The sequence below is a fragment of the Enterobacter cloacae complex sp. CDL013 genome (genome assembly GCF_049238805.1).
In the GTDB taxonomy this organism is placed as follows: Bacteria; Pseudomonadota; Gammaproteobacteria; order Enterobacterales; family Enterobacteriaceae; genus Enterobacter; species Enterobacter hormaechei_C.
In genome coordinates, this window is record NZ_JBMKGT010000004.1 from 26,146 (window position 1) to 47,838 (window position 21,693).

Annotated in this window: 20 protein-coding genes; 8 read left to right on the forward strand and 12 right to left on the reverse strand. The window is 54.7% G+C overall.

The window, feature by feature from the left end; translation table 11 throughout:
• Positions 1-9 precede the first annotated feature (9 nt).
• The 7 genes from cdsA to rpsB all read right to left on the reverse strand — a co-directional run bounded on the left by cdsA (position 10) and on the right by rpsB (position 6,410).
• Positions 10-867: a phosphatidate cytidylyltransferase gene (cdsA, locus tag ACOTXD_RS08505; RefSeq protein ID WP_003856175.1), complete on the reverse strand. Its 858-nt coding sequence runs from the start codon at positions 865-867 to the stop codon at positions 10-12.
• A 12-nt stretch (positions 868-879) separates the two neighbouring features.
• Positions 880-1,638 (reverse strand): (2E,6E)-farnesyl-diphosphate-specific ditrans,polycis-undecaprenyl-diphosphate synthase, encoded by a 759-nt coding sequence (gene ispU / locus ACOTXD_RS08510; RefSeq protein ID WP_003856176.1) that lies wholly within the window; start codon positions 1,636-1,638, stop codon positions 880-882.
• Between the two features lie 185 nt (positions 1,639-1,823).
• On the reverse strand, positions 1,824-3,023 hold the full coding sequence (ispC, locus tag ACOTXD_RS08515) for a 1-deoxy-D-xylulose-5-phosphate reductoisomerase (protein ID WP_022650418.1): 1,200 nt from the start codon (positions 3,021-3,023) through the stop codon (positions 1,824-1,826).
• Between the two features lie 92 nt (positions 3,024-3,115).
• Positions 3,116-3,673, reverse strand: coding sequence for a ribosome recycling factor (gene frr, locus ACOTXD_RS08520; protein ID WP_003856180.1), 558 nt, complete (start codon positions 3,671-3,673; stop codon positions 3,116-3,118).
• A gap of 167 nt (positions 3,674-3,840) precedes the next feature.
• Positions 3,841-4,566: a UMP kinase gene (gene pyrH / locus ACOTXD_RS08525; RefSeq protein ID WP_003856194.1), complete on the reverse strand. Its 726-nt coding sequence runs from the start codon at positions 4,564-4,566 to the stop codon at positions 3,841-3,843.
• A 149-nt stretch (positions 4,567-4,715) separates the two neighbouring features.
• The gene (tsf, locus tag ACOTXD_RS08530) at positions 4,716-5,567 is read right to left on the reverse strand and encodes a translation elongation factor Ts (protein ID WP_003856196.1); all 852 of its coding nucleotides are present in this window, start codon (positions 5,565-5,567) and stop codon (positions 4,716-4,718) included.
• A 117-nt stretch (positions 5,568-5,684) separates the two neighbouring features.
• Positions 5,685-6,410 (reverse strand): 30S ribosomal protein S2, encoded by a 726-nt coding sequence (rpsB, locus tag ACOTXD_RS08535; protein WP_003856207.1) that lies wholly within the window; start codon positions 6,408-6,410, stop codon positions 5,685-5,687.
• Positions 6,411-6,731: 321 nt separating this feature from the next.
• Between rpsB and map the strand changes: the two genes are divergently transcribed.
• From map to ACOTXD_RS08555, 4 genes are all read left to right on the forward strand, one after another.
• Positions 6,732-7,526: a type I methionyl aminopeptidase gene (gene map / locus ACOTXD_RS08540; protein WP_003856208.1), complete on the forward strand. Its 795-nt coding sequence runs from the start codon at positions 6,732-6,734 to the stop codon at positions 7,524-7,526.
• Positions 7,527-7,588: 62 nt separating this feature from the next.
• A complete protein-coding gene (glnD, locus tag ACOTXD_RS08545; protein ID WP_022650416.1) occupies positions 7,589-10,264 on the forward strand; it encodes a bifunctional uridylyltransferase/uridylyl-removing protein GlnD in 2,676 nt (891 codons plus the stop codon).
• A 32-nt stretch (positions 10,265-10,296) separates the two neighbouring features.
• Positions 10,297-11,121 carry a 2,3,4,5-tetrahydropyridine-2,6-dicarboxylate N-succinyltransferase gene (gene dapD / locus ACOTXD_RS08550; RefSeq protein WP_003856214.1) on the forward strand — a complete coding sequence of 275 codons (825 nt, stop codon included), beginning with the start codon at positions 10,297-10,299 and terminating at the stop codon, positions 11,119-11,121.
• A 111-nt stretch (positions 11,122-11,232) separates the two neighbouring features.
• Positions 11,233-11,619 carry a DUF3461 family protein gene (locus ACOTXD_RS08555; protein WP_003856216.1) on the forward strand — a complete coding sequence of 129 codons (387 nt, stop codon included), beginning with the start codon at positions 11,233-11,235 and terminating at the stop codon, positions 11,617-11,619.
• 73 nt (positions 11,620-11,692) lie between these two features.
• On the opposite strand, the gene ACOTXD_RS08560 is transcribed toward ACOTXD_RS08555, so the two are convergent.
• The 3 genes from ACOTXD_RS08560 to dgt all read right to left on the reverse strand — a co-directional run bounded on the left by ACOTXD_RS08560 (position 11,693) and on the right by dgt (position 16,077).
• Positions 11,693-12,850 carry a CdaR family transcriptional regulator gene (locus tag ACOTXD_RS08560; RefSeq protein WP_003856217.1) on the reverse strand — a complete coding sequence of 386 codons (1,158 nt, stop codon included), beginning with the start codon at positions 12,848-12,850 and terminating at the stop codon, positions 11,693-11,695.
• A 146-nt stretch (positions 12,851-12,996) separates the two neighbouring features.
• Positions 12,997-14,430 (reverse strand): serine endoprotease DegP, encoded by a 1,434-nt coding sequence (degP, locus tag ACOTXD_RS08565; protein WP_023303104.1) that lies wholly within the window; start codon positions 14,428-14,430, stop codon positions 12,997-12,999.
• A 132-nt stretch (positions 14,431-14,562) separates the two neighbouring features.
• A complete protein-coding gene (gene dgt / locus ACOTXD_RS08570) occupies positions 14,563-16,077 on the reverse strand; it encodes a dGTPase (RefSeq protein WP_023315431.1) in 1,515 nt (504 codons plus the stop codon).
• A gap of 82 nt (positions 16,078-16,159) precedes the next feature.
• Between dgt and mtnN the strand changes: the two genes are divergently transcribed.
• The 3 genes from mtnN to ACOTXD_RS08585 are packed head-to-tail and all read left to right on the forward strand — an operon-like array spanning position 16,160 to position 18,307.
• Positions 16,160-16,858, forward strand: a complete 699-nt coding sequence (mtnN, locus tag ACOTXD_RS08575) for a 5'-methylthioadenosine/S-adenosylhomocysteine nucleosidase (protein WP_003856223.1) — start codon at positions 16,160-16,162, stop codon at positions 16,856-16,858.
• Positions 16,851-17,660 carry a vitamin B12 ABC transporter substrate-binding protein BtuF gene (gene btuF, locus ACOTXD_RS08580; RefSeq protein WP_048209807.1) on the forward strand — a complete coding sequence of 270 codons (810 nt, stop codon included), beginning with the start codon at positions 16,851-16,853 and terminating at the stop codon, positions 17,658-17,660. The genes mtnN and btuF overlap by 8 nt, the downstream gene beginning before the upstream one ends.
• A gap of 23 nt (positions 17,661-17,683) precedes the next feature.
• On the forward strand, positions 17,684-18,307 hold the full coding sequence (locus ACOTXD_RS08585) for a TRIC cation channel family protein (RefSeq protein WP_003856227.1): 624 nt from the start codon (positions 17,684-17,686) through the stop codon (positions 18,305-18,307).
• Positions 18,308-18,365: 58 nt separating this feature from the next.
• Here the strand turns inward: ACOTXD_RS08585 and erpA are convergent, their stop codons facing one another.
• Complete coding sequence (gene erpA, locus ACOTXD_RS08590; protein WP_003856230.1) at positions 18,366-18,710, reverse strand: iron-sulfur cluster insertion protein ErpA; 345 nt, start codon at positions 18,708-18,710, stop codon at positions 18,366-18,368.
• An 85-nt stretch (positions 18,711-18,795) separates the two neighbouring features.
• The gene (clcA, locus tag ACOTXD_RS08595; protein ID WP_126501455.1) at positions 18,796-20,196 is read right to left on the reverse strand and encodes a H(+)/Cl(-) exchange transporter ClcA; all 1,401 of its coding nucleotides are present in this window, start codon (positions 20,194-20,196) and stop codon (positions 18,796-18,798) included.
• Between the two features lie 177 nt (positions 20,197-20,373).
• On the opposite strand from clcA, the gene hemL reads away from it, so the two are divergent.
• Positions 20,374-21,654, forward strand: coding sequence for a glutamate-1-semialdehyde 2,1-aminomutase (gene hemL, locus ACOTXD_RS08600; protein WP_047654678.1), 1,281 nt, complete (start codon positions 20,374-20,376; stop codon positions 21,652-21,654).
• The last annotated feature ends 39 nt before the right edge of the window (positions 21,655-21,693 follow it).

Consider the following 21,693-nt stretch of genomic DNA (forward strand, 5'->3'; position numbering starts at 1 on the left):
AACCTTCCGTTATATCGTCCCAAACACCAGTAAAAGCAGGCAAGCAAATACGGGAACAGCCGCGGTAAGGCTGTCAATGCGATCCAGTATTCCGCCATGTCCTGGAATCAGGTGACCACTGTCCTTAATCCCTGCTTCACGCTTAAACATACTCTCGGTTAAATCACCCAGCACCGATGCCAGCGCCGCGAAAATCGAACATACCAGCAGCGTAGAGGGGGCAACCTCAAGATTCGCCCAGACGCCATAGCCCCAGGAGATAATCGCTGCCGTAAACAGGCCGCCGATGAAGCCTTGCCAGGTTTTGCCCGGAGAAACCTTTGGCGCCAGTTTATGTTTGCCGAACAGTTTACCAAACATATAGGCCCCGGAGTCAGCCCCCCAGACGAGAATCATCACATAAAGCAGCCATATCGCGCCGCTGTAGTGGTTTTCGTCATAGTGCCAGGCGCGCAGCGCAACCATCCCCCAGAAAAACGGAACAATCGTGAGCAGACCAAAAATAAGGCGCAACACTTTAGAGTTACGCCAGATCGCCGCAGAGCCCGGATAGAAAAGCACTAAAACAAGCGCAGCAATCCACCAGGCCAGCGATATCCATAAGGATCCGGCAACCAGCGGCTGGTGAACATCGTGATGATATTCAGGCAAGGTATACAGCATCAGGGCCAGTAAAAAACCACAGAGTACCGCCAGCCATACCCGCTGAGTGCGCGAGGTAAAGCCGCTAAGCTGCCCCCATTCCCACGCGGCGAGCATACACACCACCAGCGTAACAATAGCGAATCCCACCGGAGGCAGTAAAAACAGCGCTGCGATGACGACGGGTATTAATACAAAAGCGGAAATCAGGCGATACTTCAGCAAAAGCTACCCCCATCAGGCGTTATCGCCACCAGGCTCGGTGCCGCCGAAACGACGCTCTCGATTGGCAAAGGCATGCAGCGCACCTTCAAAGTCTTGTTCATCAAAATCTGGCCAAAGAACATCCGTAAAGTAAAGTTCGGCGTAGGCAATTTGCCACAGCAAAAAGTTACTAATGCGATGCTCCCCCCCTGTCCTTATAACCAAATCCACGGGTGCCAGTTCATTCATGCAGATTTGCTGACTCAGCGCCTCTTCATCAATCTGGTCGGGTCTTAACAGCCCTTCCTGAACCTGCTCAGCCAGATGCCGAACCCCCTGGATAATATCCCAGCGTCCGCCGTAATTCGCCGCGATATTGAGCGTCAGGCCGGTATTATTTTCCGTCAGCGCTTCTGCTTTGCGAATCCGTTCCTGCAAACGTGAGTTAAAACGACTGGTTTCGCCAATAATACGCAAGCGGACGTTGTGGCGGTGCAGGCTTTTTACTTCGCTATCGAGCGCCCACACGAACAGTTCCATCAACGCAGTCACTTCCTGCGCAGGTCGATTCCAGTTCTCACTGCTAAAAGCATAGAGCGTTAACGCATCAATGCCGTTATTGGCGGCAAAAGAAACGGCGCGGCGAACAGATTTCGCCCCAGCTTTATGCCCAAAGGCTCGTATCTTCCCTTGTCTTTTCGCCCAGCGGCCATTGCCATCCATGATGATTGCAACATGGCGACAGCCATGTGCTGGCAAGTTTTCGCTTATTGGTTGATTCGCAGACAACATAACGCGTTTTTAGTCCCTGAAAGGATTTAACGGTACACAGGAATACTGAAGCCTATACATAAAAAAGCCGTGTCAAACCACGGCTTACCTGACCACTTAAAGCCAAATACCTGCGATCAGGTGGCGCAGACTATATCACTGAAGCCCAACGCTAACAAATAGCACGACGACTAGTGCTTGCTTTATCACCAGCTTGCGAGACGTGTCACCTGTTTACGCGCAACAATGCGTGCCTGTTCATCCACGGCCAGCACCTCTTCCACGCTCTGCGGCTCACGCAAATCCATCATCTCCAGCACGGATAAATTCAACGCGGCGATATCAGTGAAGCGGATCTGCTGATTCAGGAATGCTTCAACGGTCACTTCATTGGCCGCATTAAGCGCCGTTGTCGCCGCCTGCCCCTGATCGAAGGCCGTCATCGCCAGTTTCAGACAGGGATAACGGTCGTAATCAGGCTCGCTAAACGTCAGTGAACTCAGCTTGCAAAAATCGAGAGGCTTAACGCCCGATTTTACGCGGTTTGGCCACGCCATTGTATGAGCAATTGGCGTACGCATATCCGGTTCGCCCAGCTGGGCCAGCACGCTGCCGTCCTGATAGCGCACCATCGAGTGAATAACCGACTGCGGGTGGATCAGCACTTCCATCTGTTTCGCCGACGCATTGAACAGCCAGCGAGCTTCAATGTATTCCAGACCTTTGTTCATCATGGTGGCCGAATCGACGGAGATCTTACGCCCCATTGACCAGTTCGGATGACGACATGCCTGATCCGGCGTCATTGCGCTCAATTCAGACAGTGGCGTTTCACGGAACGGGCCACCAGACCCGGTAAGCAGAATCGACACAACGCCATTCTGCTCCAGGTCAGCGTACCCCAGGTTTTGTTGAAAAGGTTGGGGTAAACTCTGAAAAATGGCGTTGTGCTCGCTATCGACCGGCAAAAGACGTGCCCCACGCTGTTTTACCGCGTCCATAAAGAGGCGTCCGCAGGTGACCAGCGACTCTTTGTTCGCAAGCAGGACATCTTTTCCCGCATCGATCGCGGCAAGCGTCGGCAGAAGACCCGCCGCCCCGACGATTGCCGCCATAACCTGATCAACTTCATCAAGCGCGGCCATATCGCACGCCGCCTGTTGCCCGCTGAGCACCTCGGTACGGCAGCCCTTCTCCTGCAACAGCGCTTTTACCTGGCGGGCGCTCTCTTCATCATCCATCACCGCAAAACGGGGGGTAAACTCCAGGCACTGTTCGACCATTCGCTGCACGTTTTTTCCGGCCACAAGCGCGGCTACGGTGTAGCTGTCAGGATTATGACGTACAACGTCGAGAGTGCTGCAACCGATAGAGCCGGTCGAGCCGAGGAGAGTGAGATGCTTCATGAGATGCCCAAAAGTTAGATCAGATAAAAGCAAAACGCCGCCAGCAAGACTCAATGTCCTTCTGAACGGCGTTTATCAGTGTACAGCGAAAATCAGAACTGCATCAGTTCCGCTTCTTTTTCTGCCAGCGCCGCATCAATTTTCTTGATGGCCGCGTCGGTCATTTTCTGAATGTCGTCCTGTGAACGACGATCGTCATCTTCGCTGATCTCTTTTTCTTTCAGCAGGGCTTTCACTTTATCGTTCGCATCGCGACGCACGTTACGTACGGAAACGCGACCCTGCTCAGCTTCACCGCGAACCACTTTGATCAGGTCTTTACGACGCTCTTCCGTCAGCGGAGGCAGTGGTACGCGAATATCCGCGCCCGCTGAGCTTGGGTTCAGACCCAGGTCAGATGCCATGATCGCTTTTTCAACGGCCGGGCTCATTGAGCGATCGAACACGTTGATTTTCAGGGTACGGGTATCTTCTACCGTCACGCTCGCCAGCTGACGCAGTGGCGTAGGCGTACCGTAGTATTCTACGATGATGCCATCCAGCAGGCTTGGGGAAGCTCGGCCAGTACGGATTTTGCTGATTTGGTTTTTGAACGCTTCTACGCATTTGTCCATGCGTACTTCAGCATCTTTTCTGATGTCGTTAATCACGTTACGGATCCTTGAAAACTTGTCTCAGGCAGACTATCCGCCAGCACAGCGCTACAGGTGTGCTAAGTATAGTCGCGTTTAATTCATGACAACGCCAAAGGCGCGCCCGGGTAAGATACCACGTCGAAATAAAGCGGAATCTTACCTGTATTTATCGCCGACGGAAATTATTCCGTGATCAAAGTGCCTTCTTTTTCGCCCATAACAACGCGACGCAGCGCGCCAGGCTTGTTCATATTGAAGACACGGATCGGCAGTTTGTGGTCACGAGCCAGCGTAAAGGCGGCAAGATCCATCACTTTTAGCTCTTTTTCCAGCACTTCGCTGTAGCTCAGCTGATCGTACATGGTCGCTGAAGGATCTTTTGCCGGGTCGGCAGTAAACACGCCATCTACTTTGGTCGCTTTCAGCACCACATCGGCTTCGATTTCGATACCGCGCAGGCAGGCTGCGGAATCGGTGGTAAAGAACGGGTTACCCGTACCGGCGGAGAGGATCACCACGCGGTTGTTGCGCAGCAGGCTGATGGCCTCTGCCCAGCTGTAGTTATCGCATACGCCATTCAAAGGAATAGCGGACATCAGGCGAGCGTTCACATAGGCGCGATGAAGCGCATCACGCATCGCCAGGCCATTCATCACGGTTGCCAGCATACCCATGTGGTCGCCCACTACGCGGTTCATCCCCGCTTTCGCCAGACCAGCACCACGGAAAAGGTTGCCACCGCCAATGACCACGCCAACCTGAATACCCAGTTCGACCAGTTCTTTGATTTCCTGTGCCATGCGATCAAGGATGCTTGCGTCAATACCGAAGCCTTCCGATCCTTGCAGCGCTTCGCCACTCAGCTTAAGCAGAATGCGTTTGTACACGGGTTTTGCATTGGTAGCCATGTTTCTTTCCTGAGACTGTCAACGATTAAGATGGGGTTAATTCTGGCGACATGATATGTCGCAAATCAGCACAGCGATACTGGAGCCTGTCTGATTTCGTGAGACGGGTGACAAAAAGAAGCCGCCCTCAGGCGGCTCCTTTTCAATCATTAAGACTGCTTGGACATTGCAGCAACTTCTGCTGCGAAGTCAGTCTCAACTTTCTCGATGCCTTCGCCCACTTCGAAGCGGATGAAGCCAGTTACATCAGCGTTGTGCTCTTTCAGCAGCTGAGCAACAGACTTGCTTGGATCCATTACGAAAGGCTGGCCAGTCAGAGAAACTTCGCCGGTGAATTTCTTCATGCGGCCTTCAACCATTTTCTCTGCGATTTCTTTTGGCTTACCAGACTGCATCGCGATGTCCAGCTGAACCTGGTACTCTTTCTCTACCACTTCAGCAGACACGTCTTCTGGCTTAACGAATTCTGGTTTGCTTGCAGCGATGTGCATTGCCAGCTGTTTAACCAGCTCTTCGTCAGCGCCTTTAGCCGCAACCAGAACACCGATACGCGCGCCGTGCTGGTAAGAGCCCAGAACGTCACCTTCCAGGGAAGCAACGCGACGGATGTTGATGTTCTCACCGATTTTAGCAACCAGCGCAACACGCTCTTCTTCGAACTGTGCTTTCAGAACTTCAACGTCAGTGATTTTGCCTGCAACCGCTGCGTCCAGAACTTTGTTAGCAAATGCCTGGAAACCAGCATCTTTAGCAACGAAGTCAGTCTGGCAGTTAACTTCCAGAATGATGCCGTAGTTGCCGTCGATTTTGGTGATGATCACGCCGTCAGCAGCAACGTTGCCTGCTTTCTTAGCTGCTTTGATCGCACCGGATTTACGCATGTTTTCGATTGCCAGCTCGATGTCGCCGTTCGCTTCGGTCAGCGCTTTTTTGCAATCCATCATGCCTGCGCCAGTACGCTCACGCAGCTCTTTTACCAGGGATGCGGTAATTTCAGCCATTCTTAAATCCTCGGGAGATGTGAACTGCCCGGCCGGGAGCCAAACAGTATAAATTGAAAAAAGGGGCCGATAATGGGCCCCTATTCATACACGGTACTAATAAGGGGTAAAACCTTATTATTCAGCTTCTACGAAGCTTTCTTCCGCCTGAGAAGCCAGATCCTGGGAACGGCCTTCACGAACGGTAGCAGCTACAGCGCTCAGGTACAGGCTAACAGCACGGATTGCGTCGTCGTTACCCGGGATAACGAAGTCAACACCGTCCGGATCGGAGTTGGTATCAACGATAGCGAATACCGGGATACCCAGGTTGTTAGCTTCTTTGATTGCGATGTGCTCGTGGTCTGCATCGATTACGAACAGCGCGTCTGGCAGGCCGCCCATATCTTTGATACCGCCCAGGCTGTTTTCCAGCTTGTCCAGTTCACGAGTGCGCATCAGCGCTTCTTTCTTAGTCAGCTTATCGAAAGTACCGTCCTGAGACTGGGTTTCCAGATCTTTCAGGCGCTTGATGGACTGACGAACAGTTTTCCAGTTGGTCAGCATGCCGCCCAACCAGCGATGGTTCACGAAGAACTGGTCGCAGCTGTTAGCAGCATCTTTCACAGCTTCGCTTGCAGCGCGCTTAGTACCAACGAACAGAATCTTACCTTTACGGGAAGAGATCTTGTTCAGCTCAGCCAGGGCTTCGTTGAACATTGGTACAGTCTTCTCAAGGTTGATGATGTGAACTTTGTTACGTGCGCCGAAGATGAAAGGCTTCATTTTCGGGTTCCAGTAACGGGTCTGGTGACCGAAGTGAACACCAGCCTTGAGCATGTCGCGCATGGAAACAGTTGCCATGTTTAAAACCTCTATATTGAAAGTTGGGGTTATGCCTCCACGTATCCCATATTACCGACCCCGAAGGGCACCCCGGAATATGTGCCGATACGTGTGTGTTGTTACACAAAGTGAGATTTGTCGCTCCCGTCCAGCCTGTGTATCTGAGATGGATCGGAAGTCCGGCGCGCTTTATATCACAAAACACGGCCAGAAACCAATAATTGTTGGCGGAGTGTGCTGTTAATGATTCTCAATTTGGCACGGGGTGCGCCTGACTGATACCATTGACAACACTTACACTAGTATTGTCGAAAAAATCGACACCGATGGACAGATTACATGGCTATCTCTATTAAGACACCTGAAGAAATTGAAAAGATGCGCGTCGCCGGTCGTCTGGCCGCGGACGTGCTGGAAATGATTGAGCCGTTTGTGAAACCGGGCGTCAGCACTGGCGAACTGGATCGCATCTGTAACGACTATATCGTCAACGAACAGCACGCGGTCTCCGCCTGCCTTGGCTATCACGGTTTCCCGAAATCCGTCTGCATCTCTATTAATGAAGTGGTTTGCCACGGCATTCCGGATGACGAGAAGCTGCTGAAAGATGGCGACATCGTCAACATCGACGTGACCGTCATCAAAGACGACTACCACGGCGACACCTCTAAGATGTTCATCGTTGGCAAGCCAACGATTCTGGGCGAGCGTCTGTGCAAAGTAACGCAAGAGAGCCTCTACCTGGCGCTGAAAATGGTGAAGCCGGGCATCCGCCTGCGCACCATCGGCGCCGCAATCCAGAAATTTGTGGAAGCGGAAGGTTTCTCCGTGGTGCGCGAATATTGCGGTCACGGTATTGGTCGTGTGTTCCATGAAGAACCGCAGGTTCTGCACTACGATGCAGACGACGGCGGCGTAGTGCTGCAAAAGGGCATGACCTTCACGATCGAGCCAATGGTCAACGCGGGTGATTACCGCATCCGTACCATGAAAGATGGCTGGACGGTAAAAACCAAAGACAGAAGCTTGTCTGCCCAGTACGAGCATACTATTGTGGTTACAGACAACGGCTGCGAAATTATGACGTTGCGCAAGGATGACACCATCCCGGCGATACTGACGAACATTGAGTGATAAGAAGCCGGCGAATGCCGGCTTTTTTAATGGCGATAGCTTTTTCTTATGGGTGGCGCACGATGAGTAATCTCTTACCCGAACAGTATGCTAACACAGCACTTCCCACCCTCCCCGACCAGCCTGATAACCCGGGCGTCTGGCCACCGCATGAACTGACCTGCGCGCATATCAAAGCCCACATGGAGGTTTTCCATCGCTGGCTGGGAAGCGCATTTGACGCAGGCGTTTCGGCCGAGCAGCTCATTGAAGCGCGCACCGAATTTATCGACCAGCTCCTGCAACGTCTCTGGATCGACTACGGTTTCGGACAGGTGAGCGACGTCGCGCTGGTTGCTGTTGGCGGCTATGGCCGGGGTGAACTGCATCCGCTCTCTGATATCGACCTGCTGATCTTAAGCCGTAAAAAACTGCCGGACGATCGGGCGCAGAAAATCGGTGAACTGTTGACCCTGCTCTGGGACGTAAAGCTGGAAGTGGGCCACAGCGTACGCACGCTGGAAGAGTGTCTGCTGGAAGGGTTATCTGACCTGACCGTCGCCACCAACCTGATTGAAACCCGCCTCCTGATTGGCGACGTGGCGCTGTTCCTCGAACTGCAAAAGCACATCTTTAGCGACGGCTTCTGGCCTTCGGAAAAATTCTTCGCCGCGAAAGTCGAAGAACAAAACCAGCGCCACCAGCGCTATCACGGTACCAGCTATAATCTCGAACCGGATATTAAAAGCAGCCCCGGTGGCCTGCGCGATATCCACACGCTGCAATGGGTCGCCCGTCGCCATTTTGGGGCAACATCGCTGGACGAAATGGTCGGGTTTGGTTTTCTGACCGAAGCCGAACGTAACGAACTCAATGAGTGTCTGCATCTGCTGTGGCGCATCCGTTTTGCCCTGCACCTGGAAGTCACCCGCTACGATAACCGCCTGCTGTTTGACCGACAGCTCAGCGTGGCGCAGCGCCTGAATTACCAGGGCGAGGGCAACGAGCCGGTCGAGCAAATGATGAAGGATTTCTTCCGAGTCACCCGCCGCGTCTCTGAGCTGAACCAGATGCTGTTACAGCTGTTCGATGAGGCGATCCTCGCGCTGACGGCAGACGAAAAACCGCGTCCGATTGATGACGAATTTCAGCTGCGCGGCACGCTGATCGATCTGCGCGACGAAACGCTGTTCATTCGCGAACCGGAAGCGATCCTGCGAATGTTCTATACCATGGTGCGTAACAGCACGATCACCGGGATCTACTCCACTACCCTGCGTCATCTGCGCCATGCACGGCGTCATCTGAAGCAGCCGCTGTGTTACATCCCGGAGGCGCGCTCGTTGTTCCTGAGCATGCTTCGTCATCCGGGCGCCGTCAGCCGCGGACTGCTGCCAATGCACCGTCACAGCGTGCTGTGGGCCTATATGCCTCAGTGGTCGCATATTGTCGGGCAGATGCAGTTCGACCTGTTTCACGCCTATACGGTGGATGAGCACACGATCCGCGTCATGCTGAAGCTGGAAAGTTTCGCTAAAGAAGAAACGCGATCCCGCCATCCGCTGTGCGTTGATCTGTGGCCACGTCTGGCACACCCGGAGCTGATCCTGATCGCTGCTCTGTTCCATGATATCGCCAAAGGTCGCGGCGGCGACCACTCCGTACTCGGTGCCCAGGACGTGCTGAAATTTGCCGAGCTGCACGGCCTGAACTCGCGTGAAACGCAGCTTATCGCCTGGCTGGTTCGCCATCATCTGCTGATGTCGGTTACCGCTCAGCGTCGTGATATTCAGGATCCGGAAGTGATCAAGCAGTTCGCCGAGGAAGTGCAAACGGAGAACCGCCTGCGCTACCTGGTCTGCCTGACGGTAGCCGATATCTGCGCCACCAACGAAACCCTGTGGAACAGCTGGAAGCAGAGCCTGCTGCGCGAGCTGTATTTCGCTACCGAAAAACAGCTGCGTCGCGGGATGCAGAATACCCCGGACATGCGCGAGCGTGTGCGCCACCATCAGTTGCAGGCGCTGGCCCTGCTGCGCATGGATGACATCAACGAAGAGGCACTGCATCAGATTTGGGCGCGCTGTCGCGCCAACTACTTTGTACGCCACAGCCCAAACCAGCTTGCCTGGCACGCCCGGCATCTGCTGAAGCACGACCTGACGAAACCGATGATTCTGCTTAGCCCGCAGGCCACACGCGGCGGGACGGAGATCTTTATCTGGAGCCCGGACCGGCCTTATTTGTTTGCAGCGGTCTGTGCCGAGCTGGACAGGCGTAACCTGAGCGTTCACGACGCGCAGATTTTTACCACCCGCGACGGCATGGCGATGGACACCTTTATTGTGCTGGAGCCGGACGGCAGCCCGCTATCGTCGGACAGGCATGAGGGGATACGCTTTGGCCTTGAGCAGGCGATTACGCAGCGCAGCTGGCAACCTCCGCAGCCGCGCCGTCAGGCGGCAAAACTGCGCCACTTTACCGTCGATACCGAGGTCAATTTCCTGCCGACCCATACCGACCGTAAATCGTTCCTTGAGCTGATTGCGCTCGACCAGCCAGGGCTACTCGCCCGCGTCGGCCAGGTTTTTGCCGATCTGGGAATTTCGCTTCACGGCGCCCGAATTACAACGATTGGCGAACGAGTAGAAGATTTATTTATAATCGCGACGGCCGACCGGCGTGCCCTTAATAATGACCTGCAACTTGAAGTGCAACAACGGTTGACAGCAGCCCTCAATCCAAACGATAAAGGGTGACGTGTTTTTTAGTGAAATGGAAAGAGTAAACAATGCAGCAGTTACAGAACGTTATTGAGTCCGCTTTTGAGCGTCGCGCCGACATCACTCCGGCAAATGTGGATACCGTGACCCGTGAAGCGGTAAACCAGGTTATTTCCCTGCTGGATTCCGGCGCGCTGCGCGTGGCAGAAAAAATCGACGGTCAGTGGGTTACTCATCAATGGCTGAAGAAAGCTGTGCTGCTCTCTTTCCGCATCAACGATAACCAGGTTATCGACGGAGCAGAAAGCCGCTACTTCGATAAAGTGCCAATGAAATTTGCGGATTACGACGAAGCGCGCTTTCAGAAAGAGGGCTTCCGCGTAGTACCACCGGCAGCCGTTCGTCAGGGGGCATTCATCGCACGCAACACCGTGCTGATGCCATCCTACGTGAACATCGGCGCCTACGTTGACGAAGGCACCATGGTGGACACCTGGGCTACCGTCGGCTCCTGCGCGCAGATCGGTAAAAACGTTCACCTGTCCGGCGGCGTGGGCATCGGTGGCGTTCTTGAGCCACTTCAGGCTAACCCAACCATCATCGAAGACAACTGCTTCATCGGCGCACGTTCCGAAGTGGTTGAAGGCGTGATCGTCGAAGAAGGTTCTGTGATCTCCATGGGCGTGTACATTGGCCAGAGCACCCGTATTTACGATCGCGAAACCGGTGAAATTCACTACGGCCGCGTTCCAGCCGGTTCCGTTGTGGTTTCCGGCAACCTGCCGTCTAAAGATGGCAAATACAGCCTGTATTGCGCGGTCATCGTGAAAAAAGTGGACGCGAAAACGCGCGGTAAAGTAGGCATCAATGAACTGCTGCGCACCATCGATTAATCGGGTATAACAAAAAGCGGGGGCAACCCCGCTTTTTTTATATCCGAAGGTGGCGAAAATAGATTTTTTCGTTAATTATTCATAGGTTATGTTGAGATCAAGGGTACCGCTATGTACGATAATCTGAAAAGTCTGGGCATTACCAATCCTGATGAAATTGATCGTTATAGTCTTCGCCAGGAAGCCAATAACGATATTTTGAAAATCTATTTTCACAAGGACAAAGGAGAGTTCTTCGCCAAAAGCGTGAAGTTTAAATACCCTCGCCAGCGTAAGACCGTTGTCGCTGACGGTATCGGTCAGGGATATAAAGAAGTACAGGAAATCAGCCCTAACCTGCGCTACGTGATCGACGAACTCGATCAAATCTGCCAGCGCGATCGCAGCGAAGTCGATCTGAAACGTAAGATCCTTGACGACCTGCGTCACCTGGAAAGCGTAGTCACCAATAAGATCAGCGAGATTGAAGCGGATCTTGAGAAATTGACGCGGAAATAAGTTATTCCGGTGCGGTCTGATGCCCTCACCCCGGCCCTCTCCCACAGGGAGAGGGTGAAAACCGCACACAACATTATCTCTGCTCATCCAGCTGCAACGCCACATACAGCAGTAGCCGGTCGTCAAAATTCCCTAAATCCAGCCCCGTCAGTTCCGAGATCCGGTTAAGCCGATACTCCAGCGTATTACGGTGAATAAACAGCGCTTTTGACGTTGCCAGCGGCTGCACGTTATGCCGGAACCATGCCTGCAACGTGCGGCGCAGCAGTCCGTTATTGTCCATCGCTTTCAGACGCACAAGCGGACGCGCCAGCTCGTTGGCCTGCCAGCCACCGCGCAGGCTGTCGAGCAGGACCGGCAGCATCAGATCCTGATAGAAATAACTGCGGCTCTCCGGCATGCGCTGTTTACCCACCATCATGGTGGTGCGCGCCGTTCGCCATGAACGGGCGATACTCCCCGGCCCGGTAAAGTAATTTCCCAGCGCGACGCGAAAACGGAGCTGTCCGTTCTCCTTCATGCGCTCGATGAGCAGCTCAACGCGGCGACGATGATCTTCCGCGTCCCAGCGGCCAAACTGATTAAGCGCAGGCTTGAGCACCACCATTTCCGTTAAAGAGACGATTGCCACCAGGTTGTTACGCTCCGGCGTCGCCAGCATGTTTTGCAGCTGCTGTAGCTCCACCATGGCGCTGTCCACGCCAAGCTGGCCGCTATCCACCTCAATAACGGCAACCACGCGCGGCTGATTCAGGTCGATACCCAGACGCTGCGCCCACTCGCTCAGGGCAGGCGTATGCTCCTCCGCCTGAATCAAATTCATCACCAGCTCTTCGCGCAGGCGGCTGTCCTGGGCGAGCAGGTGCATCAGACGCGACTGCTCCAGCATCATCTCCGCCGTCATGCAGACCAGCTCACCGTATTTACGCAGCGATTCAGGATCGCCGGTCAGACCGATAACGCCAACAATCTCTCCTTCCAGACGCAGCGGCAGGTTGATCCCCTGACGAACCCCGTGCAGATGTTTCGCCACGGCGTCATCGATGTCGACCACGCGCCCCTGAGAGAGCACCAGCAACGCCCCTTCGTGCAATTCCCCAATACGCTCACGATCGCCGCTGCCGATAATGCGCCCACGGGCATCCATTACGTTGATATTGGTATCAATGATGCGCATGGTTCGCGCCACGATATCCTGCGCCATTTTGGTATCAAGATGCCAGCCAGCCATAAAACCCTCCCGTGAGCAGAGCTCAAGCATAGGGAAGTTCAGCTAAGGCTGCATTGTGCAGATGCCCAAAGGCAGAGAGAGATGTATGGAGTTGTGGGAAAGGTCACAGAAACGAGAAAGCCCCTGCGAACAGGGGCTTAAGATGATTACTGCATCAGGAGATAAATAGAAGTATCACCACGCTGAATATTCAGTGCCAGCACGGACGGCTTGCTGTCGAGAATTTTGCGCAGTTCAGCGATGTTTTTCACCGGCTGCTGGTTAGCGCCCATGATCACATCACCTTTTTTCAGGCCGATACGGGCAGCAGGTGAGTTCGCTTTCACGTTGTTCACCACCACGCCTTTATCTGCCCCTTTATTGCTCATCTCAGCACCTTCAATACCGCTGAAGATGGTGCTGGAATCCACCTGATTCTGACTGCTCTGTTGCAGTTCCAGGCTCACGTTAACCGGCTTACCTTCACGCAGCAGGCCGAGGGTCACTTTACTGCCGATTGGCATAGAACCCACTTCCGCACGCAGGGCGGCAAAGCTGCTGATCGGTTTACCGTTCAGCGAAGTGATCACGTCACCCGCTTTAATGCCGGCTTTCGCCGCCGAGGAGTTCGGCATGACCTGGCTTACGAATGCGCCGCGCTGAGCGTCTACTTTCATTGCTTTCGCCAGCTCGGAGTTCAGCTCGGTACCCATGATACCCAGCTCACCGCGTTTCACCTGTCCATATTGCACCATCTGCGCAGTCAGGTTTTTCACCATGTTGCTCGGGATAGCAAAGCCGATACCGATGTTGCCACCGTCCGGTGCCAGGATAGCGGTGTTGATACCGATCAGTTCACCATTCAGGTTAACCAGCGCACCGCCGGAGTTACCACGGTTAATGGCCGCATCCGTCTGGATGAAGTTTTCATAGTTTTCCGCATTCAGGCCGCTACGTCCCAGCGCCGAGACGATACCCGAGGTCACGGTTTCGCCCAGACCAAACGGGTTACCGATGGCGACGGTGTAGTCACCCACGCGCAGCGCGTCAGAGTCGGCAAGCTTAATCGCCGTCAGGTTCTTCGGATCCTGGATTTGAATCAGCGCGATATCGGAACGCGGGTCTTTACCGACCACTTTGGCATCGAATTTACGGCCATCGCTCATCTGCACCTTAATGGTGTTAGCATTATCTACCACGTGGTTATTGGTCACCACGTAGCCTTTGGCTGCATCAATAATCACGCCCGAGCCGAGTGCCATGAATTTCTGCTGCTGACCGCCGCCCATGCCGTCATCCCCTGCACCGCCGCCCTGACAGAACGGGGAGCTCTGGAATGGCGAACCGTCCTGGCAGAACGGCGAATTGTCGCCGAAGAACTGCTGGAAATTACGCGGCATACGCGGCGTATTGACGGTTGTGCTGCCCTCAACGTTAATACTCACCACCGATGGCATCACTTTTTCGAGCATCGGGGCCAGGCTTGGCATCTGCTGCGCAGTCGCTGCCGAGGAAGCTGTCTCGGCCGCCATCGCCAGAGGGGACAGCGCTAAACCTAAACTCAGAGCCAGTGCACTCATTGCTAATGTGGTTTTTTTCATGTTTCTCAATCTCGATTTACCAGATAACGCAAAATTGCTGTGTAACTCAGATTCGTTTTATACCGCTTAGTTCCGGGATTAAGTTTATGGAAAAAGTAAAAATTTATTGGTCGTCTTTACAAAACTCATGGCTTATTCAACGGCCATAAGCTTGCGGTATTCATCCCAGGCATACAAATCTGTCATCCCGCTGATATAGTCCTGGATAAGACGACAGCGATAATAATATTCCATGACTGGCCATTGGGAAGAATGACGATCTATTTTACTGACGGCTTCAATGTATGCCAGCCGGTGGCGCGTTGAAAGCTTCTGATAGAGACGAGATTCAATCGGCAGGCGGCGAACACGTTCATTTTCGACCAGCTCGCTAAACTCATCGACCGTCAGCTGGAGCAGCGGGCCATAAATTTCCAGCAACCCGCTGATAACCCGGTATCCTTGCAGCTCCAGCTGTTCGACATCCGGGTGGCTGAAAACATGGCGGACAGCCACGTTTTTATATAATTCAAGAAGCTGGCTAAAACTGCTCTCATCTTCCAGCAGGGCGTGATTAAATTCCCCGCTAAATATCATCGGCAAATTATCAATGAAACGGGCGGCTGCATACGGCACCAGTTTATTCAGCGTGTTTACTCGCAAATACATAAAGAACTGATCTTCGGTACTGCGGCTCAGCGAATTTGAACGCGATTTATCCCAGGCATTCTCGACGACCTGCGCAAACAGAGAACCTTTTTCATGCTCTCCCCAGGCATCATGAAGATGCTGATACAGCTCCTCGACGCTGAATATTCTTTTTTCCACCGCGTCTTCCAGATCGGCCACGCAATAAGAAATGTCATCAGCCGCTTCCATAATCCATGTCAATGGAAAACGGCCATTGGGGGTCAGAGACAGTTCTTTACGCAACCGCGCGATATATGCTTCTTCCGATAAGTAATAGCCCGGTTTTTTCATCAGGTAGCTATGCGTGGCGGGCGTTTCTCCAGTCCACCACGCGGGACGCGTGTATTTAAGAATACAGCCCACCTGGGCCCAGGTCAGATTCATCCGCATCAGGGAGTGCACCAAACGGATCCCCTGCGCGTTACCTTCGAAATGACACAGATCCTGGCGCACCTTACGGCGCAGATCGTTCAGGCTATCTTCACCTTCACGCAGGCGTAAATCGCGTACCACACAGCGGTCATCGCTGAGCGGCTGGCTTATGGCATCAGAGGGAAAAAGCCGCTGTTTAAACCAGTCATTGATGGCGGCCTCGCCGAAATGACCAAAGGGAGGATTGCCGATATCGTGCATCAGGCAGGCCATCTCAACGATGCTTTCGAACGGGCCGGTCAGTTCATCCAGTCCGTAGGTTTCCAGCAGACGTTGCTCTTTAAGGCGGCTGAGGATCTCTTTCGCAATGTAGCGCCCCACCTGCTGCACTTCCATGGAGTGCGTTAACCGCGTACGCACCGCGGCGTTACGCTCCAGCGGGAACACCTGGGTTTTTTGCTGTAACCGGCGGATGGCGGGCGAATTGATGATGCGTCCGCGATCGCTTTCAAAAATGCGCAGGATCTCATGTTCGCTCTTATCGCCCTGTGGCGAACGGAAACGTCGGTGCCAGTTAATTTTGGTGCGAAAATCGATTGGTGCCATGTGCTCCCCCGCGTGAGAATGCGTTTCCCCTTAACCGCATGATAGACTATGCATCTTAACAAGGCACATCGCGAGTAAATCTATGAAAATCGGCATTATTGGTGCAATGGAAGAAGAAGTTACGCTGCTGCGTGACAAAATTGAGAACCGTCAGACCCTCTCCCTCGGTGGCTGTGAGATCTACACCGGCCAGCTGAACGGTGTTGACGTGGCTCTGCTGAAATCAGGCATCGGTAAAGTTGCAGCGGCACTGGGCGCGACCCTGCTGCTTGAGCGCTGCAAGCCTGACGTTATCATTAATACAGGTTCTGCGGGCGGTCTGGCGCCGACGCTGAAAGTGGGCGATATCGTGGTTTCCGACGAAGCGCGTTACCACGATGCAGACGTCACCGCATTCGGCTACGAATATGGTCAGCTTCCGGGCTGCCCGGCCGGGTTTAAAGCGGATGATAAGCTGATTGCCGCCGCTGAAAGCTGCATCAACGAGCTGAACCTCAATGCGGTGCGTGGCCTGATCGTCAGCGGCGATGCCTTTATCAACGGCTCTGTTGGTCTGGCGAAAATCCGTCATAACTTCCCGCAGGCTGTGGCCGTTGAGATGGAAGCCACGGCCATTGCGCACGTGTGCCATAACTTCAGCGTGCCGTTCGTGGTCGTTCGCGCGATCTCTGACGTAGCGGACCAGCAGTCCCACATCAGCTTCGACGAGTTCCTGGCCGTTGCGGCCAAGCAGTCCACCGTGATGGTGGAAACCCTGGTGCAGAAACTGGCGCGTGGGTAAGGTGTCATTCAGGGCGCTGGTCGCCCTGCTTCTGTTCGCTCCGGCCTGGCTCATCGCCGCGCCGCGGGTGATCACACTCTCCCCTGCCAATACGGAACTGGCTTTTGCCGCCGGGATCACGCCCGTTGCGGTGAGCAGCTTTTCCGATTATCCACCGCAGGCCGCCCAAATCGAACAGGTTGCCACCTGGCAGGGAATGAATCTGGAACGCATCGTTGCGCTAAAGCCCGATCTGGTACTCGCCTGGCGCGGCGGTAATGCCGAACGGCAGGTAAACCAGCTCTCTTCGCTGGGAATAACGGTTAAATGGGTGGACGCGGTGAGCATCGAACAGGTGTCGCAAACCCTCCGTGACCTCGCGCCCTTCAGCCCTACCCCCCAACGCGCCGGACAGGCTGCACAGCAGATGCTCAACGACTATGCCGCGCTAAAAGCCCGATACGGCACGCAACCGAAACAACGCGTTTTTCTGCAATTTGGCAGCCAGCCGCTGTTCACTACCGGGAAAGGTTCGATCCAGAACCAGGTGCTTGAAACCTGTGGAGGTGAAAATATCTTTGCCGAAAGCCGGGTCCCCTGGCCCCAGGTCAGTCGTGAGCAGGTTCTGGCGCGACAACCGCAGGCCATTGTGGTGGTCGGAAATGCGAGCGAGATTCCTAAAATAGAACAATTCTGGCATCGGCAGCTTAAAATTCCGGTCATCGCACTCAACAGCGACTGGTTTGAACGCGCCAGCCCGCGTATTATCCTCGCCGCAAAACAACTCTGCGCCGAACTGGCAGAGGGTCACTCAAACAGATAAATACCCCCTTCGAGGATTTAACGATGCTCGTGTATTGGCTGGATATTCTTGGCACAGCCGTTTTTGCTATCTCCGGCGTTTTGCTTGCCGGAAAACTACGCATGGATCCTTTTGGCGTACTGGTGCTCGGCGTCGTTACGGCGGTGGGAGGCGGAACGATCCGCGATATGGCGCTGGCAAATGGCCCGGTATTTTGGGTAAAAGATCCCACGGATCTGGTGGTGGCGATGGTCACCTGCCTGTTAACCATCGTGCTGGTTCGTCAGCCTCGCAGACTGCCAAAATGGATATTGCCGGTGCTGGATGCCGTCGGTCTGGCGGTCTTTGTGGGAATAGGCGTGAATAAAGCCTTTATTGCCGGGACTGGCCCGCTGGTGGCGATCTGTATGGGCGTGTTAACCGGCGTGGGCGGAGGGATTATTCGCGACATACTGGCGCGAGAAGTCCCGATGATCCTGCGAACGGAAATCTACGCGACGGCCTGTATCATCGGGGGGATCGTTCACGCCACGGCGTATTACACCTTTGCTGTCCCGCTGGAGAATGCGGCGATGCTGGGGATGGTGGTCACGCTGGTGATCCGTTTAGCGGCGATACGCTGGCACCTGAAGCTGCCGACCTTTGCGCTGGATGAAAATTCAAGATAGGTATCGTTTATAAGCCCGGTAGCGCTTCGCTTACCGGGCCTACAATCTGCATTCAGGCTTAAATACTGAACGAAGAACCACACCCGCAGGTGCTGGTCGCATTCGGGTTAGTCACCACAAAGCGCGAACCTTCCAGACCTTCAGTGTAGTCCACTGAACCGCCCACCAGATATTGCAGGCTCATCGGATCAACCACCAGCGCGACGCCCTGTTTCTCGATAGTCATATCACCATCGTTAACCTGGTCGTCAAAGGTAAAACCATACTGGAAGCCACTACAGCCGCCGCCGGTAATATAAACACGCAGTTTCAGATCCGGATTGTCCTCGTCGGCAATCAGGGTTTTCACTTTTTTCGCTGCTGCTTCGGTAAATTCCAGCGGCAACGCTACGTCATCACTCATCTTATGCTCCCATGAATACTGCGACTGCTATTGGGCAAAAATCACCCAATTCTTTGTGTCATTATCTAATACCCTGGTAATTCATTCAAGTATTCTGCTTCAGGGCCTGTTCAGCTTCCTGTTTCGCCAGGGTACGGGCAAGAATGGTGGAGTATAGCGGTTTTCCACCCAGGAATTGGGCTAATAGTGTCGCGCCGAGACAGGTAATGATCATTGGCAAAATGAGCTGGTAATTGTCGGTCATTTCCAGCACCAGTACGATCCCGGTAAGCGGCGCGCGCAGGGAGGCCGCCAGCAGCGCCCCCATTCCCGCCACCGCAAACGTCCCCGCGTCCAGATGATAGGCAGGGAAGCCAACCGCTGCCGCCATGCCAAACGCCGTGCCCAGCAGCGTTCCCAGCGCCAGCATAGGGGCGAAAATGCCGCCCGGTGCGCCGGAGGAGAAGCACAGCACGGTCGTAATCACCCGCGAGATAAACATAAACAGCAGCAGCCCCACGCTGAAATTCCCCGCCGCGGCAATGGGAATCAGGCCGAAACCGCCGCCCGCCGCGTTCGGTTCGATAAAGCCGAGGATCCCGCACACGCCGCCAAGCAGGCCCCCCACCAGCACCCATTTCGTGGTATTTCCGCCATGGATGCGCTGAAACATATCCTGAGCCCGTAAAATCAGGGTGTTAAAAAGCGGGCCAACGACGCCAAAAATCATCCCAAGAACCAGATACAGCCACAAAGTATTGACCGGCGCATTGGTTAGCTTGCCAACTTCAATCACCGCCCCTTCGCCATTAAAGACGCGAAAGACAATGCTCGACATAATCACGCCGGTAAACACCGCTTTAATGGAGATCAGGTTGTAGCGGAACTGGGCGCGCATCTCTTCAATGATAAACAGGATACCCGCCAGCGGCGCGTTAAACGCCGCAGACAGCCCCGCCGCCGCCCCCGTCGCCAGCAACGTATGCCGTGCTTCGGCGCTGCGCATACGGAACAGATCGCCGACCATGCGCCCGACGTTACCGCCCAGCTGTACCGTTGGCCCTTCCCGACCGAGCACCATGCCCGCCCCGAGCGTTCCCATCCCGCCGATAAATTTCACAGGAAGTACCCGCCACCAGCGAACCGGGCGTAGCTCCTCCAGCGCCCCCTCAATTTCCGGGATCCCCGAGCCGCCCGCTTCGGGTGCGAATTTACGTACCAGGAAATAGCCCACCGTGGCAAACAGGGCCGAAAGGCCAAAGGCCCACACCCAGACCAGCCATTCCCGATCCGCAAAGCTGGCGACGGTGCCTATGCGCCAGTTGAGCACCGCGTTGACGGCTTTTTCAAACGCGACGCCCACGAGACCGGCCAGCGTGCCCACAACGGCAGCTGCCAGCAGAATGGCCAACGGGGTTTTGTCACGGTTGAGCAGCCGCCGGATGCTGACCCGGCGCTTTGCGCGCGTAAACTGCTGTTGTTCAAAAGACGGAGTGTTCTCGTTCATTACCTGTTCTGTTTCGTCATACAAATGGCCGCAGGGATTTTACCAGAGACAGTCCCCTCGTCCCCTGAAAAATACTTAACAATTGTTAAGCCCTTTACGGGGCAAAAATTTTATAACCTCATCCGGATCACTTAGAATAGTCTCCTTAACTTATTTCTACGAACCAGGAACGACGCCATGAGCAAGTCTGAAAACCTCTACAGCGCAGCCCGCGAGCTTATCCCAGGCGGCGTAAACTCACCGGTGCGCGCCTTTACCGGCGTGGGTGGCACCCCGCTGTTTATCGAACGTGCGGATGGCGCATATCTGTATGATGTGGATGGTAAAGCCTATGTCGATTACGTCGGCTCCTGGGGCCCGATGGTACTGGGCCACAACCACCCGGCGATCCGCAACGCGGTGATTGAAGCCGCTCAGCGCGGCCTGAGCTTCGGCGCGCCAACCGAGATGGAAGTTAAAATGGCGGAGCTGGTCACCGAGCTGGTGCCAACGATGGACATGGTGCGTATGGTGAACTCCGGTACCGAAGCGACCATGAGCGCCATCCGTCTGGCGCGCGGCTTTACCGGCCGTGACAAGATCATCAAGTTCGAAGGTTGTTATCACGGCCACGCCGACTGCCTGCTGGTAAAAGCCGGTTCCGGTGCGCTGACCCTCGGCCAGCCAAACTCTCCGGGGGTGCCGGCTGATTTCGCGAAACACACGTTGACCTGCACCTATAACGACCTGAACACCGTTCGCGCCGCGTTTGAGCAGTATCCGCAGGAGATCGCCTGCATCATCGTTGAGCCAGTTGCGGGCAACATGAACTGTATCCCACCGCAGCCGGATTTCCTGCCGGGCCTGCGCGCGCTGTGCGATGAGTTCGGCGCGCTGCTGATCATCGACGAAGTGATGACCGGTTTCCGCGTCGCGCTGGCGGGGGCGCAGTCATACTACGGCGTCGAGCCGGATCTGACCTGCCTCGGCAAAATCATTGGCGGCGGCATGCCTGTCGGCGCGTTTGGCGGCCGTAAGGACGTAATGGACGCGCTGGCGCCAACCGGTCCGGTTTACCAGGCGGGTACGCTCTCCGGTAACCCGATTGCGATGGCGGCGGGCTTTGCCTGTCTGACCGAAGTGGCGCAGCCGGGCATCCACCAAACCCTGACGGACCGGACGACGCAGCTGGCAAACGGCCTGCTCGAAGCCGCAGAAGACGCGGGTATTCCGCTGGTGGTAAACCACGTCGGCGGGATGTTCGGGATTTTCTTCACCGAGGCGAAAACCGTGACCTGCTATCAGGACGTGGTGAAATGCGACGTGGAACGCTTCAAACGCTTCTTCCACCTGATGCTGGAAGAAGGCGTGTATCTGGCCCCGTCAGCGTTTGAAGCGGGCTTTATGTCCGTGGCACACAGCGAAGAAGATATCAATAACACCATCGACGCAGCGCGTAAGGTGTTTGCGAAGCTGTAAAATGTGCGGCCTGATGCCCTCACCCCAACCCTCTCCCAC